Consider the following 15985-nt stretch of genomic DNA (forward strand, 5'->3'; position numbering starts at 1 on the left):
TGTCGGCTTGCGCGCGGCCTTGCCACGCTAAGCCGACCTACGCGCCGCGCCACTCGCTCAGGTAATGCTGCGGCGTGCGGCCCAGGATGCGGCGGAACATGGCGCTGAAGGCGCTGGGGCTGGCGTAGCCCAGCGCATAGGCGATGGCCGCCACGCCTTCACCCCGGTCCAGGCGGCAGAAGGCCTCGGCCAGGTGGACTTGCTGCAGCCATTGGCGGTAGTGCAAGCCCGTTTCCTTGGGGAATAAACGGATCAGGGTGCGCGCGCTGGCGCCCGCGTCCTGCGCCCAGTCCTCGATGCTGCGCCGGCTGCCGGGCGCGCTCATGATGGCCGAGCAGACGGCCACCAGGCGGCGGTCGCGCGGCCAGGGGATGGCAAGGGGGACGGTATCGGCCCCCGCCAATTCCGACAGGATCAAGTGCGCCAGCCAGTCACCGCGTCCCGCCAGCGCATATTCGATCGGTTCGGCCAGCAAGGCCAGGATCAGCTCGCGCAACAGCCGGCTCACTTCCAGTACCTTGCAATCGGCGCCATATTGGGCCGCTACCTGCGCATCGATGTACACGGTACGCATGCTCAGTTCGCTCAAGATGTGAACTTCATGCACCACGCCCACGGGGATCAGCAGGGCGCGCCGCGGCGGCAGGATCCACACGCCGTGTCCGGTGGAGACGCGCATCACGCCTTCCGTCGCATACAGCAGTTGCGCCCGCACATGGCTGTGCGGCGCCGTGTAGTCGCCCGCCACGTATTGCCTGGACATGGCTGTCACGGGGCGCGGCACGTGCTGGTAATCGTGCGAGCTGGTGCTGCGGCTGAACGGCACGCCATCGGGGTGGGTCTGGGCGGGGTGGTGGGTGTACATGTGGGTCGTTGGATTGTCACCTGATTGTCACTTAGTTGTCACTTGGGCGACGATTATTGGAAGTTGTCAGTTCAGTGACCATACTATACTGGCTTCTTTGCCGGGCCGCCCGCCGTGCCCGATTATTGCGGATGACACATGCACACAACCACACCTGCCCCAGCACTGGCCAAGCCCGTGCCGGCGGCTCCCTCGCTTCACAGTTCCCAACAACAATCCGGTCTGGCCATGCACATCCTGGGCGCCGTCGCCTTCGTGCATTTGCTCAATGACTTGATCCAGGCATTATTGCCGTCGATTTATCCGATGCTGAAAGCCGAGTTTTCACTCAGTTTTACCCAGGTCGGCCTTATAACCCTGACGTTCCAGTGCACGGCATCGTTGCTGCAACCCTGGATCGGCTTGTACACGGACCGCCGTCCGCTGCCATTCTTGTTGCCCGTTGGCATGTGCTTTACCCTGGCGGGCGTGCTGATGCTGTCCATCGTCTCGACTTTCCCGACCCTGCTGATCGCCTCGGGCCTGATCGGCGTCGGCTCGTCGACCTTCCACCCGGAAGCGTCGCGCGTGGCCCGCATGGCGTCGGGCGGACGCTACGGCTTTGCCCAGTCGCTGTTCCAGGTGGGCGGCAACGTTGGCTCCGCCCTGGGCCCGCTGCTGGCGGCGGCCGTCATCGTGAACCGTGGCCACGGTAATGTCGCCTGGTTCAGCCTGCTCGCCGTGCTGGCCATCGGCGTGCTGTACAAGGTCAGCCACTGGTATAGCGGCCACCTGGCCAGCTTCAAGCCGAAGGCGGGCGGCCATGGACCTAACTTGTCGCGCAACAAGGTGATGGGTGCGCTGGGCGTGCTGGCCCTGCTGGTGTTTTCCAAATACATCTACATGGCCAGCCTGTCGAGCTACTACACCTTTTACCTGATCGACAAGTTCCACCTGTCGCTCGGCGATGCCCAGCTGTACCTGTTCCTGTTCCTCGCCGCCGTGGCGGCCGGCACCTTCATGGGCGGCCCCATCGGCGACCGCATCGGCCGCAAGCGCGTGATCTGGATTTCCATTCTGGGCGCCGCGCCATTTACCCTGCTGCTGCCATATGTCGACCTGTTCTGGACGGCTGTATTGACGGTGATCATCGGTTTCGTGATTTCATCCGCGTTTTCCGCCATCGTCGTCTTCGCGCAGGAACTGGTGCCGGGCAAGGTGGGCATGATCGCGGGGATCTTCTTTGGCCTGATGTTTGGCGTATCCGGCATCGCGGCTGCGGCGATGGGCCACCTGGCCGACGTGTCGGGCATCGCCTATGTGTATAAAATCTGCTCCTACCTGCCGCTGCTGGGCATATTGACGGTGCTGCTGCCGCATATCGAGCAGGCGAAAAAGTAGGCCAGCGTCGCGGGAGGGCTTGACGGTCCGCCCGCGCGCATGCGATATTCTCTTCATGAACTCTTCCATCCTCCACCCAGTCCTTGCATACCGCGCCGCCGCTGCGTTGTGTCCGTGTACCTGGCTTCGCGAGGATGCGGCCCGGCGCCGTTAAACTTTTTACTCCTCATTCCGATGGCCACAGTGTTGAAAAACCTGTGGCCATTTTCTTTTTCCGCAACGCGCATGAAAGTCCTGCATGACACTTCATTTGTACGACACGTATAGCCGCAGCCTGCGGCCCTTCGAGACCATCGCCCCTGGCCATGCCGGCCTGTACGCCTGCGGCCCCACCGTCTACGATTACGCGCACATCGGCAACCTGCGCACCTATCTGTTCGTCGACGGCTTGCGCCGCGCGCTTGAATTCAACGGCTTGCAGGTGCGCCACGTGATGAATATCACTGACGTGGGCCATCTGACGTCGGATGCGGACAGCGGCGACGACAAGATCGAGGCGCGCAGTGCCCGCAGCGGCAAGTCGGCCTGGGATATCGCCGCCGAATTCACGCGCGCGTTCGAGGGCGATCAGCGCGCGCTGAATATCCTGCCGCCCACCGTCTGGTGCCGCGCCACGGACCACATCGCGGAGCAGATCGCATTCATCCTCGACCTGGAAGCGAAGGGCTATACCTACCGCACGGACGACGGCATCTATTTCGACACGACGCGCCAGGACAGCTATGGAAAACTGGCGCGCCTTAACCGCGACGGCCTGCAGGCGGGGAAGAGGGTGGACCTGGGCGAGAAGCGCGACATCTGCGATTTCGCGCTGTGGAAGTTCAGCGGCGTGCCGGGCCAGCGGCAAATGGAGTGGGACAGCCCCTGGGGCCTGGGTTTCCCCGGCTGGCATATCGAGTGCTCGGCCATGGCGGAAAAACACCTGGGCGCGTATTTCGACATCCATTGCGGCGGGGAAGACCACGTGGCCGTCCACCACAGCAACGAGATCGCGCAAACGGAAGCGCGCCACGGCACGCGCCTGGCCAATTTCTGGCTGCATGGCGCGTTCCTCAAGACCCAGGATGCGAAGATGTCGAAATCCTCGGGCGACTTCTTGCGTTTGCAAAGCCTGGTGGAGCAGGGCGTCGATCCGCTGGCCTACCGCTACCTGTGCCTGGGCGCTCACTACCGCAGCAGCCTCAATTTCACGGACGACGCCTTGCGTGGTGCCGCCAGCGGCCTGGCGCGCCTGCGCGTGGCCGTGCATGGCCTGGGTGCTGCGGAAGGCGAGGCCGATCCTGAATGGCATGAGCGTTTCATGAGCTGCGTCAACGATGACCTGAACTACCCGCGCGCGCTGGCCGTGGCCTGGGAGCTGCTGAAAAGCGGGCTGCCGGACGCCATCAAAAAAGCCACCATGGCCCGCTTCGATGCGGCCCTGGGGCTCGATCTGCTGGCCTGGCAGCCGGCGCAGGTGGCAGTGCCGCAGCAGGTGCAGGCGTGGATGGCGGAACGGGCCATCGCCCGCGCGCAGCGCCAGTGGGCCGAGGCGGACCGCTTGCGCGACCTGGCGCGTGCGGCCGGTTATGACATCGACGATACGCCGCAGGGGCAACAGGCGCGGCCTTTGTGAAGATGTCCTGCATAATGGCCGCCTGATGAAACTGGAGATGCCGTGAAGCGTCGTTTGCTGCTATTGAGTTGTTGCCTTGCCTTGTCGAACTCCGTCCAGGCGGCCGGCGCCTGCCCCGGCTTTCCCGCGCTGGCCACCTCCGGCGAGGCGCTGCTGGCGCAGGTGCGCGCGCTGCCGCCCGCCGCTGTCGACCGCGAACGGCAGGCGTGTGCGCCGGCGACCGTCATCGATTTCGCCTACAGCGGCGGCACCTTGTGCCGCTTTGGCGCGGGCGAGGAGGCGGTCGATGCCGCGACGGCCGCCGTCACGCGCCTGGGCGATGGCGGTGAGCTGGTCGAGTACCTGTATCTGCTCCCGTATGCGCCGGCCACGCATGCGCGCTTGCTGGCGCTGCTGGCCGCGCGGTTTGCGCCTGTCGACAAGGCGGCCTGGCCGGCCTTTTTGAAGACCGCAAGGCCAGGCAAGGAAACCACGGCCCTGTTCACACATGACGGTTTTTATATCTCGCTGGGCAAGCCCACCGAAGGCGATCCTGCCGCATGGTATTCGAATGTGATCTTTGAAAAGATGGACAAGCCGGCGCTGGGCGTGCGCAAGGTATGCCGGGAGGGGAGCGATGGCTGAAGCGGATGCCTTTCCGGCGGCGCTGGCCGGCACTGTGGCGCGGCTATTGCCCGTGCTGGGGAGTAGCCGGACACACCCGCCATTTGCAGTATGCCAGGATGGCGAGGCCTTGCTGATCCCGACGCGCACGTATTACGAGAGCCAGCGATTGCTGGCCTGTACGCAGCTGCCCGGCGACGCGGGCGTGATCGCCCTGTGCCTGGGCACGCGCCACCACGATGGCCATCTGCGCGAAGCGTGTTTAAAACAGCTGTTGCTGCAGGAGCGGGCGTGGACGGTGCCGTTCGTCGTGCACCTGTGCGGCGAATACGTGCTGGAGATCGTCGAGGCAATTGGCGCGCTGCTGCCGGCCTGGAATGCGCAGGCGCTGGCGCGCTACCTGCGGGAGAACCCCGCGTATGTGGATACGCTGCAGCGGCGCGCCGTCAGCTACTGGAACTGCTACTACCGCAGGCGCTACCCCGTGTGGAAAGACTATCCGGGACGCAGGGCCATGGCGGCCCTGCGTGCATTGCAGCAGCTTACGCCTCGATAAAGCGCATCTTGAAGCTGCGGCCCTTGATGTTGCCGAAGTCGCGGCCCAGGGTATTGCCCGCGTTCAGGCGCTTGAAGGCCGCTTCGGCCACCTTGCGGTCCAGCGCCACGTAGGTCATGAACTCGAACACGTTGATCTTGCCCACCTGTTCCTTGGTGAGGCCAGCGTCGCCCGTCAGCGCGCCCAGCAAGTCGCCCGGGCGCAGCTTGTCCTTCTTGCCGCCCATGATGCACAGGGTGACCATCGGCGCCGGCAGCGCCTCCATCCCGTCATCCTCGGCCAGTTCCTTCAGGTCGTGCCATTCGGCGGCGCTGTTCTGGTACTGCTCGATCAGCTTGACCCATTTTTTCTCGTTCGGCGCGCACAGCGACAGGGCCAGGCCCTTCTTGCTGCCGCGGCCAGTGCGGCCGATGCGGTGGATGTGCACTTCCGTGTCCTTCGACACGTCGACGTTGATTACGGCGCCCAGGTCGGAAATATCGAGGCCGCGCGCAGCCACGTCGGTGGCGACCAGCACGGAGCAGCTGCGGTTGGCGAACAGCACCAGGATTTCATCGCGCTCGCGCTGTTCCAGCTCGCCGTACAGGGCCAGCGCGGAAAAGCCTTGCTGGCGCAGTTCCTCGGCCAGTTCGCGGCAATGCACCTTGGTATTGCAGAAGGCCAGGGTCGATTCCGGCTTGAAGTGTTTCAACAGCTTGCCGACGGCGCTGTTGCGCTCGTCGAAGCCGATTTCATAGAAGCGCTGCTCGATCTTGTCGTTGTCGTGCTGCGCCTCGACCGTCACTTCCAGCGGATTGACGAGGAACGAGGCCGTGGCGCGGCGGATGTCTTCCGGATACGTGGCCGAGAACAGCAGGGTCTGGCGGCGCACCGGGCAGGCGCTGACGATGCCGGCGATTTCCTCGTAAAAGCCCATGTCCGTCATGCGGTCCGCTTCATCGAGTACCAGCGTCTGCACGTGATTCAGGTTGATGGTGCCGCGGCCCAGGTGGTCGCGCAGGCGACCCGGCGTGCCGACGACGATGTGGGCGCCGTGTTCCAGCGAGGCGATCTGCGGGCGCATCGGCGCGCCGCCCGTCAGGGTCAGGATCTTGATGTTGCCAGCCGCGCGGGCCAGGCGGCGCAGCTCATTGGCCACCTGGTCGGCCAGTTCGCGCGTGGGGCACAGCACCAGTCCCTGCACGGCAAACCAGGCCGGATTGAGCTTGTGCAGGATGCCGATGCCGAAGGCGGCGGTCTTGCCGCTGCCCGTCTTGGCCTGGGCGATCAGGTCGCGGCCGTCGAGCACCGCCGGCAGGCTTTGCGCCTGGATGGTGGTCATCTCGTGGTAGCCGAGCGAGTCCAGGTTGGCCAGGAAGGCGGGCGTCAGCGGCAGGCTGGCAAAGGAAGTGGTGGTGTCAGTGGTGGTGTTCATAGGGGCGGAGCCGGTAAAAAGCGGGTGGATGGGCACAGTCTACAGGCGTTCTACGCCCTTGTGCGGATGGTGGTGTGGAAGCTGGCGGCAAACGGCCGCCCGCGTGTGGTATTAATTGTCGGGCGCCCAGATGGGCAAGCCGGTGAGATCCAGGCCGGCGTCGCGCGTCCACACGGGCAGGCCCGTGGCGTCGGTCGGCTCCAGCAATTCGAGCTGCACTTGCTTCAGCGCCACCTTGCGCGGGCGCGCGCGGCGCTGTGGCTCCGGCGCCGGCTCTGGCGCATCGTGCGCTGGCGGCGGGCCGAAACCGGGCAAGTCGATGGTGGCGTTGTCTTTTTTATCTCTCATTTGATAACCTCTGTCCCTGGCCTGCGAAGGCCAAGGGGCGGGCAGCATGCTGTCCGCCTATGTCCATACGCTTTAACTTCATCCACAAAACAAAAGCCCGGCTACAGGAGTCGGGCTCATTGTGAATGTCATCGGCAGGAAAAGCAGACCTGCGGATTAAAGTGCGGCACGCAGTGTATCACAGGCGTGCCGCATTGTGGGATGCGCTGTTGTCCTGTCAGCGGAAGCTCAGGGCGCCCGTCAGGTCGCCCGGTGGCAGCGCGCCGCGTGACGCAAAGGCGTCATTGCGCACTTTCAGGCCTTCGAGCAGCGGCAAGTCGTGCAGGCGCGTGATCAGGCGCAGGATCGACGTGGTGTCGTAGAAACTGTGGTCGACGGCGCCTTTCTTCGCGTATGGCGAGACGACGATGGCGGGAATGCGCGTGCCAGGACCCCAGCGGTCGCCTTTCGGCGGCGCCACGTGGTCCCACCAGCCGCCGTTTTCATCGAACGTGATCACCACGATCATGTCTTTCCACTGCGGCGACTCCTTCAGATGCTGGATGACGTTGGCCACGTGCTGGTCGCCCGACTCGATGTCCGAATAGCCCGCGTGCAGGTTCAGGTTGCCCTGCGGCTTGTAGAAGGTCACGGCCGGCAGCTTGCCCGCCACGGCGGCGGCGAGGAATTTGTTCGAGATCGGGCTGTCGCCCGTGCCGCCGTCGCGCAGGTGCTCGGCGCGCGCAGCGGTGCCGGGTGCGAACTGCTTGAAGTAGTTCAGCGGCTGGTGGTGGAACTGGAAATTCGGCTTGCTGCCGCCGCCCTTGTGGTCGAGCGCCGCTTGCCAGCCGCCGCCATACCAGGCCCAGCTGACGCCTTTGCGCGACAGCAGGTCGCCGATGGTGTCGTAGGTTTGCGGCGGCAGGGTATTCGCGTCGGCTGGATCGGCGTGCAGCGGGTCGCCGTCGAAGGCGGGGCGGATATAGCTTGGCTGGTATGGCGGCGCCATGGTGTTGACGGCATAGCCGTCCGGCGTGAGGGCGCCGTCGTTGACGTATTTCGGCTTGCCATCGAGCGCGGAGGCGGGGCAGTCGGGCGAGATCGCCAGGCGCACGCCTTGCGGGCCGTCGGACAGCACGGCGATCTTTTTCTTTGCCGCCGTCTCGGCCGCGTTGAAGTATTCGTTGGCCCGGCCCGTGACGAGGAACTGGTGGTTCATGTAGGAGCCGCCGAAGGCCGCCATGAAGAAGTTGTCGCACAGTGTGTACTGTTCGGCGATCTGCCACAGGTTCAGGTTTTTCGACGTTTCGCCGTAATGGCCCATCACCAGGCCGCCGCTGTCGGCCCACGCGGCAAAGCCGTCGTTCTTGCCGCCGTTGATCTGCATCTGGTTGTTATAGAAGCGGTGTACGAGGTCGCGCGTGATGATGCTCTCGGGCAGGGGCTTGCCGGCCGCGTCGCTCAATTTGTAGGGTGCGTTCGGCAGGCCGGAAATCTGGTCTTCCTTGATCAGGTAATCGATGCCGCCGATATTTTGCTGGTTCGGCACCAGGCCGCCCCAGATTTTCGGCAGGGTAGCCAGCGGCTTGCCGTCGCGGTCCAACTGCTGCGCCTGTTCGGACGTGACGGCGGACAGGGGGGCGCTGGTGCCGGGGAAGTTGGCGAACAGGTTGTTGAAGCTGCGGTTTTCCAGGTAGATCACGACCACGTTCTTGACGTGCGCCTTGAGTTTCGCGTCGAGCGAACCTTTGGCGATGGTCTTCCTGGCTGGCGCGGCGTCGGCCAATGCCGGCAGGCTGGCGGCCAGGCCGACTGCGGAAGCAGCCTGGAAAATGCGCCGGCGCGAGGGATTGGCGGGTTGGTCGGCCGGATCGGCTGGCAGGGCGGGGGCGAGGTCCTTCACACATTCTCCTTGGGTGTCTCTATGGGCACGGGCGTTGGCGGCAATCGCCGGCAACGCCCGTGAAGCGGGAAAATTGTATCACCGGCCCCGCGCCCCTGTGAACTATTCAGCCGCTCTTAGAACTGATAACGCACCTTCAGCGACACCTTGCGCGCCGGACCATACATGCCCGAGTACCACCAGTCAGACACGGAAGCCGTGTACTGCTTGTCGAACAGGTTGGCCACGTTCACGGTGGCAGAGAGCTTGTCGCTGACGTCGTAGCGCGCCATCAGGCTGGCCACCGAGTACGCCTTCTGTTCCCAGTGCAGGGTACTGTTGATCTGCCACGCGTCGATGTCGGAATACACGCGGCTTTGCCAGTTCATGCCGCCGCCGATGGTCAGGCGATTCAGCTCGCCGGGCAGGCGGTACGTGGTCCACAGTTTCACCAGGTGGCGCGGGAAGGTGGTCTGGATCGCCTTGCCCTCCGCATTTTCCGTCTGGCTGTACGACCAGGACGCCGCCACATTCCAGTTTGGCGTGAGGGCGCCCGTCGCTTCCAGGTCGATGCCCTTGGTATCTGCGCCCTTGATGGTGCGGAACGCCGGATCGTTGGAGCCGGGCAGGGTGTGGCCCGGGTCCGTTTCAGCCAGGTTTTTCTGGCGGATCAGATACAGCGCGGCGGACGTGTTCAGGCGGCCATCGAACCAGCCGCTCTTGACACCCGCTTCATAGGTCTTGCCTTCGCGCGGCGCCAGCAGCTTGCCGTAGCGGTCTTGCGAGGCTTGCGGCTGGTAGATGGTGGAGTAGCTGGCGTAGGCGCTGTGCGTGGCGTCGATGTCGTATACCAGGCCGCCGTATGGCGTGAAGACGCTGCTGTCCGATGCCGGGGATGCGCTGAAAAATTGCGCCTCAGGCGCGTCCGAGATGTAATTTTCGTTGTAGCGCAGTACTTTTGCGCCGGCGATCAGTTTCAGGCGCTCGGAGAGGTTGAGGCGGCTGGCCGCGTAGGCGCTGGCCTGGCGGCGCGTGCTGTCGTAGGTGACGAAGGTACCGCCAAACACGGGCGTTGCCATGCGATTCCAGCGGTACAGGTTGACGGGAGCGCCCTGGATGTCCTTGTCGCGGCGGCCATCCGTCGTGCTTTGGAATTCGTTGTAGTCCAGGCCCAGCACCAGTTCGTGCTGGCGGCCGAACGCGTTGAACGGTCCGCGCACATTGACGTCCACGCTGTTGACCTGCAACTGGTAATCGCGGTAGTCGGCGCTCATGCGCAGGCCATCGCCCGTGGCCTGGTCGGCAAAGGCGGTACTCACGTTCATGAACACGGAGCGCTCTTCCTGAGAAGACTGCACGCGGTTGGCCGAGATTTTCAGCTTCCAGTCGTTTGCCAGCGCGTGTTCCAGGGTGGCGAAGAGGTCGGTCGAATTGGTGCCGAAGCGATTCGACTTGGCCGCCGGGCTGAAGGAGCGGGGCAGCTTGGTCATCGCGCCATTGCTGTAGAACAGGGGGAAGCCCAGGTAGGACAAGGATCCGTTCGAGCGCTTGCGCTGGTGCGTGATGCCGGCTGTCAGTTTCGTGTCGGCGGACAGGTCCGCTTCGATCACGCCATATACCACTTTCTTGTCGCGGCTGTAGCCGTCGATGATGCCGTCGCCTTCCTCGTACAGCGTCACCAGGCGGCCGCGCACGGTGCGCGCCTCGTTCAGCGGACCCGCGATGTCGGCCATGGCGCGCCGTTCATCGTAGGAACCCAGCTCGCCCTCGACGGACGCCTGGAACTGCGCCGTGGGCTTCTTGCGCACCATGTTGATGGCGCCCGAGGCGTCGCCCGCGCCCGTCATCAGGCCCGAGGCGCCGCGCAGTACTTCGATGCGGTCGTACAGCGCCATGTCGGCCAGGCTTTGCGACGGTATCGCATTGAGGCCCAGGTTTTCCGAATGCGTGCTGACGCCATCGAGCTGGTAGTTGGTAATCGCATAGCCGCGCGAAGTAAAGCCGGAGCGTTCGCTGCCCAGCGAGAACAGGGTGATGCCCGGCGTTTGCGCCATGACTTGCGCGATGGTGTTCAGGCCCTGGTCCTGCATGCGCTGCTGCGTGATGACGCTGACCGACTGCGGCGTTTCCCGGATAGACAGGCCCAGCGGCGTGGCCGTGGCGATCGATAGGGTGGAGACATACGCGCCCGAGCCTTCGGTGGCATCCTGCTGCGCCTTGACGGACACTTCCGGCATCATCGACAGCGCTTCGCCGCCCGCCGCGGCATCGGCCGGACGCAGGACAAAGCTGCCGTTGGGGCTGCGCTCGGCCTTCAGGCCCGTGCCGCGCAGCACGCCGTTCAGGGCGGCCAGCACGTCGTGGCGGCCGCTCAAGCCTGCGGACGTCTTGCCGCGCGTCTGTTCCGGCGTAAAACTGAGGATGACCCTGGACTGGCTGGCGACCTGGCGCAGCGCCGCCGCCAGGTCGCCAGCCGGCACCTGGAAATCCTGGATGTTCTGGCTGGCCGCTGGCGCTGCCGCGCTTTCCTGCGCCAGGGCGGGCGCCTGGGCGTTCAGCAGCAGGGCCGAACCGATGAAGACGAGTTGGATGGCATACGCCATGCGCTTGATGCGCGGCTTGGAATGAATGGCAGGAGACATGGTTACCTTGTGGTGTAGTCGTCAAAAAGAACGTTGCCTACACAGGTCACGCGAGAATCGAAAGCGGGTACTTTTTTTTCGTTGGCGTCAAAATAAATATTCAGCGCTTCTGGCGCGCCTCGACCTGCACCCAGTAGCGCGTGCGCAGGCGGATATCGACGGGCAGGGAGTCGGGCAGCGACAGCAGCACGGCGTCCAGGTCGGCCAGCGGGAAGACGCCGGAAATGCGCAGGCCGGCGACGGCATCGTCGCAGCCCAGCAAGCCGTGGCGGTAGCGGCTCAGTTCATGCAGGAAGTCGCGCAGCGGCATGGCGTCGGCCAGCAGCAAGCCCTGGCGCCAGGCCCAGATGTCGGGCGAGACGGCGTGCGCGGGCAAGAGCTGCCGCGCCGTCATGCCGCCGCCCTGGCCTGCACGGATGAGCAGATTGCCATCGCCATGGCGCGGCATCAGCCGGACGGCGCCTTCCTCGACAGACACGAGAGTGCTGCCGCCGGCCTGGCGCACCGAGTAGCGCGTGCCCAGCGCCTGCGCCTGGCCATGCGCGGTTTCGACGAGGAAGGGGCGGTAGGGCATGCCCGTTTCGCGGGCGGTGGCGATGAAGACTTCGCCCTGCACCAGTTGCAGCAGGCGCTGCGTGCCGCTAAAGCGGATATTCACGGCGCTGCCGCTGTTCAGGTGCAAGCGGCTGCCGTCGGGCAGGGTCAGCTCGCGGCGCTCACCTACGCCCGTGGACAGGTCGGCCAGCGCGGCGCGGGCCATGTCGGGTGCATATTCCGAGCGCGCGCCGAACCAGCCCGTAAGGCCGATGGCCGATACCCACGCCAGCAGTTGCAGGCTGTTGCGGCGCGAGATCGGCGAGGCGAGGCGGGAGCGCTGTGTCAGCGCCTTGCGGCTGGCCTGCGCATCGAGTTCGCGCAAGCCGCCGCTGACGCTTTCGATGTGTTTCCACGCCCGCTCATGGTCGGGATGCGCCTGGCGCCACTGCTGCCAGGCCGTTTTTTCCGCCGGCGTGGTTGCGCCGCTCATCAGGGTGGCCAGCCATTCGGCCGCCTGCATGGCGATCGCCAGGTCGATGGGCTGGCCCTGTGCGTAGACGGTGGCGCCGCGCATGTCAGGCCGGGGCAAAATCGGGCACGGCAAAAAAGCACAGCAGATTGGCCTTGCTCAGGTATTTTTTGACGGAATGCGTGGTGGTGCCCAGTTCGGCGGCGATCTCGGCATAGGTCATGCCGTCCAGGTGGGCCAGCAGGAAGGCGGCCTTGGCCTTGGCGGAGAGCTGGTCCAGCGCGCGGTCGATCCGTTGCAGCGATTCGAGCAGGATGGACATCGCTTCCGGCGAAGGCGTGCAGGCTTGCGGCTGGTGCAGCAGTGCGTCGAGGTAGGCCCGTTCGAGCTCTTCGCGCCGGCAGTGATTGGCCAGCAGGCGCTTGGCGATGGTGGCCAGGAAAGGGCGCGGCTGCGCGATCCCGGCACTGCTGCGCGCAACGAAGATCTTGATGAAGGTATCCTGCGCCAGGTCGCCCGCCAGCCCCGCATCGTGCAGGCGGCGTTTCAGCCAGTGCAGCAGCCAGGAGTGGTGCTCGGCATACAGGGCCTGGAAATCGGATGGCGGGGAAGGGGCGGACAGCATGCGTACAGTCTGGTTTAATCTAAATGAGAATTGTTCTCATAATAGCGTAGCGGCGCGCACCCGGCAATCAGCAAAACGCGGCGTTGCTGAAATGCGACTGCGTGTCCGGACCGCGTGCGGCACCGGATTTGCGCTGCCGCACGGCAGATGTAAAAGTTTCCTTGGCGCAAGCTTTCATGTGAGAAAATGCGGGCTGTCGATGTGGTGCGGAGCGGAGCGAAAAATGATGTGGATGGTTGGCGGTGCCCTGGTTCTCTTGGTCGCCAGATTCTTATGGTTGGCCTACTTTCATCGGGTCAACGCGATGTCGCGCCAGGCGGAGTTGATGAACTGGCTCGACATCGGCCGGGTGTCGAATGCCGATGGCGGCAAGGATATTTTGTTGGCGAGAAACGAGCGCGGAGCCAGGATCGACTGGCGCACGGGCGAGGTCTGGCTGATGAATCCGAAGGTGGCCGAGCCGTTCGCCGATTTCCTCGCCGTCGAGCGCTGGCTGACTTTGCGCGACATGCCGGCGGCGGACAAGCCGGCCGCAGCTGCGCCTGCACCCGCGGAGCCGGAACCGGAAGCGGCGCCGGATGCTGGCCCCGTGCGCGATACCTTGCCGGCCTTCCAGCAAAAGGTCGATGCTTGCCTGGCCAAGGCGGAGGGCGGGCAGGAGTTGCTGGAAACGAAGCAGGCTTTCGAGGCGGGCAGCGAGCCTTACCTCGAGGCGTCGACGGAACTGAGCAAGACGGCGCTGGAGCTCGAAGTGTCGCCGGCGATGGTGGCCACGTTTCATATCAGCGCGTTTGCCGCCCTGGCCGAAACGGCGGGAGCCGACAAGCTGGAACGAGTGGCGGCCAGCCTGCACGCGGCGGCCAGGCAGATCAGGGCCAGCGTCACCGCGTAAAGGCGGGACAGGGCAGGCATGAATGAAAAAACCGCTGCATCCCTTGCGGGAGTCAGCGGTTTTTATGTATTGGTTGCGGGGACAGGATTTGAACCTGTGACCTTCGGGTTATGAGCCCGACGAGCTGCCAGACTGCTCCACCCCGCAGGCGAATTATATACGAGTTTGCTGCATTGCGGGAATGATCTTTGTCAGGCCTGCCGCATCGCTTACTGTTGCTTGAAAACCGTGGCCGTTCCCTGGCGTGTAAACGGCGTGCCCATATGGACTTTCTTGCCGCGCAGTTCGTATGGCAGAAAGGTGATGATTGAATAGCCATCGCGATGGTCGAGCGCTACGGCTATTGCATCTGATTGTTTGCCGGACTAGGGCAGGGGGACGGTGGCGTCATACACGAGGGCGGTTGTCTTGTATTCGCCGTCGACGGCGCCTTGCACCAGGGCTTCCTGTATCAGCTTGATGATGTCGGCCGGCAGTAGCGACATCGCAGCTGTGCTTGCGGGCATGAGGACGAATTTGTCGGTCTGCTTCAGGGCCGCGCCGAGCGGGAGGAAATGGCCTTGCTTTTCAAGTTGTAGCTTGGCCAAAGGAACGACGAACTCTTGCAGATATTCGGTATCTCTCTGTGCCTGGGATTGGGCTTGTGCCGTGGCGGAAAAGCACAGGACGGCAAGCAGGGTGACAGTGCGGCAGGCTTTCAAGGCGTGGCCCTTGTACATTTAAAGTTTCAATTTAACATGATTGTACAAAATGGGCGAGAATGAAAAAGCCGCTGATCCCTTTGCAAGAATCAGCGGCTTTCATATATTGGTTGCGGGGACAGGATTTGAACCTGTGACCTTCGGGTTATGAGCCCGACGAGCTGCCAGACTGCTCCACCCCGCAGGCGAATTATAGCGGGGTTTGCTGCAATGCGCAATGGCCGGGTTTCAGACCCTGGATTACGCCGCCGCCAGGCGCCACAGCGAGGTGATTTCCTTCGAGCGGGCCGCGTGCAGGCTGTCGGTGGCGTCCTGCGCGCGCGGGTGCGTGGGTTTCACGTCCAGGCGGTCGATGACTTTCAAGCCCGCCTGTTCTATCCACTCCAGCAATTGTGCGCGCGGGCGCAGGCCCAGGTGCTCGGCCAGGTCCGATAAAATCAGCCAGCCTTCGCCGTTTGCTTCCAGGTGCCCGGCCAGGCCGGCGAGGAAACCGCGCAGCATGCGGCTGTCCGGATCGTAGACGGCGTATTCGATCGGCGAGCTTGGGCGCGCCGGCAGCCAGGGAGGATTGCACACGATGAGCGGCGCGCGGCCGGCGGGGAACAGGTCGGCCTGCAGCACGTCGACCTTGTCAAGCAAATCGAGGCGGGCCAGGTTTTCGCGCGCGCAGGACAGGGCGCGCGGGTCCTGGTCGGTGGCGACGATGCGTTCGATGCCGCGCTGTGCCAGCACGGCGGCCAGCACGCCCGTGCCGGTGCCGATATCGAAGGCCAGGCTGGCGCGCGCGGGCAGCGGCGCTTCCGCCACCAGGCCCACGTATTCGCCGCGGATGGGCGCGAACACGCCGTAATGCGGGTGGATGCGCTGGCCCAGGGCTGGCAGTTCCACGCCCGTGCGGCGCCATTCGTGCGCGCCGATCAGGCCCAGCAATTCACGCAGCGAGGCGATAAACGATTCTTCGCCGCGGCCATACGCTTCATTGCACGCCAGTTTCACGTCCGGCGCGCGGCGCAGCGGGATCGTGTAGTCGGCCTCAAAAGGCAGCAGCAGCATGGCCAGGGTACGGGCGCGTTGCGACTGGGCCTGGCGGTGCAAGTGGAAGGCTTCCGTGGCGGACGGTTCGGGTTTCGTCAGCTTGGCGGCCTTGGCCTTCTTGCTCGGTTTGTCGTTCTTGTGGTCGGCGCGCCGCGCCAGCGCCTGCAGCAGCTGGCGCGCGTTCTGGAAGTCGCCGCGCCACAGCATGGCCGTGCCTTCGCAGGCCAGGCGGTAAGCCTGGTCGGCCGTCGTGCGGTCATCGGCGATGACGACGCGCTTGGGCGGCGGCATGCCGCTTTCCGAGCGCCAGCGGGCCGAATGCTCGGCGCCGTTTTCGCTCCAGTGGATCTGCGGATGAACGGTAGGTGAAGAAGTGTCGGACATGGGATTCAATCGATAGAAGGTGGCGCGCGGCATGGTCGCCTGCGCAGGCCGTCTTCCA

14 protein-coding genes and 2 tRNA genes are annotated in these 15985 nt (G+C 64.5%); 5 read left to right on the forward strand and 11 right to left on the reverse strand.

All coding sequences use genetic code 11. From position 1 onward, the window contains the following. Nucleotides 1–37 precede the first annotated feature (37 nt). Nucleotides 38–865, reverse strand: a complete 828-nt coding sequence (locus tag CSQ92_RS02015; RefSeq protein ID WP_099393092.1) for an AraC family transcriptional regulator — start codon at nt 863–865, stop codon at nt 38–40. A gap of 138 nt (nt 866–1003) precedes the next feature. Here CSQ92_RS02015 and CSQ92_RS02020 point away from each other — a divergent pair, with 138 nt between their 5' ends. The 4 genes from CSQ92_RS02020 to CSQ92_RS02035 all read left to right on the forward strand — a co-directional run bounded on the left by CSQ92_RS02020 (nt 1004) and on the right by CSQ92_RS02035 (nt 5019). Next, nucleotides 1004–2245, forward strand: a complete 1242-nt coding sequence (locus tag CSQ92_RS02020; protein ID WP_080753177.1) for an MFS transporter — start codon at nt 1004–1006, stop codon at nt 2243–2245. Between the two features lie 238 nt (nt 2246–2483). Further along, on the forward strand, nt 2484–3860 hold the full coding sequence (gene cysS / locus CSQ92_RS02025) for a cysteine--tRNA ligase (RefSeq protein WP_099393093.1): 1377 nt from the start codon (nt 2484–2486) through the stop codon (nt 3858–3860). 42 nt (nt 3861–3902) lie between these two features. Next, nucleotides 3903–4484: a hypothetical protein gene (locus tag CSQ92_RS02030; protein ID WP_143450260.1), complete on the forward strand. Its 582-nt coding sequence runs from the start codon at nt 3903–3905 to the stop codon at nt 4482–4484. Then, a complete protein-coding gene (locus CSQ92_RS02035) occupies nt 4477–5019 on the forward strand; it encodes a hypothetical protein (RefSeq protein WP_143450261.1) in 543 nt (180 codons plus the stop codon). The genes CSQ92_RS02030 and CSQ92_RS02035 overlap by 8 nt, the downstream gene beginning before the upstream one ends. On the opposite strand, the gene dbpA is transcribed toward CSQ92_RS02035, so the two are convergent. The 6 genes from dbpA to CSQ92_RS02065 form a co-directional block, all read right to left on the reverse strand. Next, nucleotides 5006–6433, reverse strand: coding sequence for an ATP-dependent RNA helicase DbpA (gene dbpA / locus CSQ92_RS02040; RefSeq protein WP_099393096.1), 1428 nt, complete (start codon nt 6431–6433; stop codon nt 5006–5008). The two genes, CSQ92_RS02035 and dbpA, sit on opposite strands and share 14 nt — an antisense overlap. Nucleotides 6434–6544: 111 nt before the next feature. Next, nucleotides 6545–6781, reverse strand: coding sequence for a hypothetical protein (locus CSQ92_RS02045; protein WP_034778081.1), 237 nt, complete (start codon nt 6779–6781; stop codon nt 6545–6547). 217 nt (nt 6782–6998) lie between these two features. Next, entirely contained in the window at nt 6999–8663 is a 1665-nt protein-coding gene (locus CSQ92_RS02050; protein WP_092610182.1) for an acid phosphatase, read from the reverse strand. Nucleotides 8664–8779: 116 nt separating this feature from the next. After that, entirely contained in the window at nt 8780–11284 is a 2505-nt protein-coding gene (locus CSQ92_RS02055) for a TonB-dependent siderophore receptor (RefSeq protein ID WP_099393097.1), read from the reverse strand. A gap of 100 nt (nt 11285–11384) precedes the next feature. Continuing rightward, nucleotides 11385–12395, reverse strand: a complete 1011-nt coding sequence (locus tag CSQ92_RS02060) for a FecR domain-containing protein (RefSeq protein WP_099393098.1) — start codon at nt 12393–12395, stop codon at nt 11385–11387. A gap of 1 nt (nt 12396) precedes the next feature. After that, nucleotides 12397–12915: a sigma-70 family RNA polymerase sigma factor gene (locus tag CSQ92_RS02065; protein ID WP_099393099.1), complete on the reverse strand. Its 519-nt coding sequence runs from the start codon at nt 12913–12915 to the stop codon at nt 12397–12399. Nucleotides 12916–13240: 325 nt separating this feature from the next. Between CSQ92_RS02065 and CSQ92_RS02070 the strand changes: the two genes are divergently transcribed. Continuing rightward, nucleotides 13241–13807, forward strand: a complete 567-nt coding sequence (locus CSQ92_RS02070; protein WP_070280460.1) for a hypothetical protein — start codon at nt 13241–13243, stop codon at nt 13805–13807. A 70-nt stretch (nt 13808–13877) separates the two neighbouring features. Here the strand turns inward: CSQ92_RS02070 and CSQ92_RS02075 are convergent. The 4 genes from CSQ92_RS02075 to CSQ92_RS02090 form a co-directional block, all read right to left on the reverse strand. Continuing rightward, nucleotides 13878–13954 (reverse strand) — tRNA-Met (locus CSQ92_RS02075). Between the two features lie 218 nt (nt 13955–14172). Next, complete coding sequence (locus CSQ92_RS02080) at nt 14173–14526, reverse strand: hypothetical protein (protein WP_099393100.1); 354 nt, start codon at nt 14524–14526, stop codon at nt 14173–14175. A gap of 89 nt (nt 14527–14615) precedes the next feature. Continuing rightward, nucleotides 14616–14692, reverse strand: a tRNA-Met gene (locus CSQ92_RS02085). A gap of 56 nt (nt 14693–14748) precedes the next feature. Continuing rightward, a complete protein-coding gene (locus CSQ92_RS02090; protein ID WP_143450262.1) occupies nt 14749–15927 on the reverse strand; it encodes a methyltransferase in 1179 nt (392 codons plus the stop codon). Nucleotides 15928–15985 lie beyond the last annotated feature (58 nt).

Source organism: Janthinobacterium sp. BJB446 (assembly GCF_002735655.1).
GTDB classification, from domain to species: domain Bacteria; phylum Pseudomonadota; class Gammaproteobacteria; order Burkholderiales; family Burkholderiaceae_D; genus Janthinobacterium; species Janthinobacterium lividum.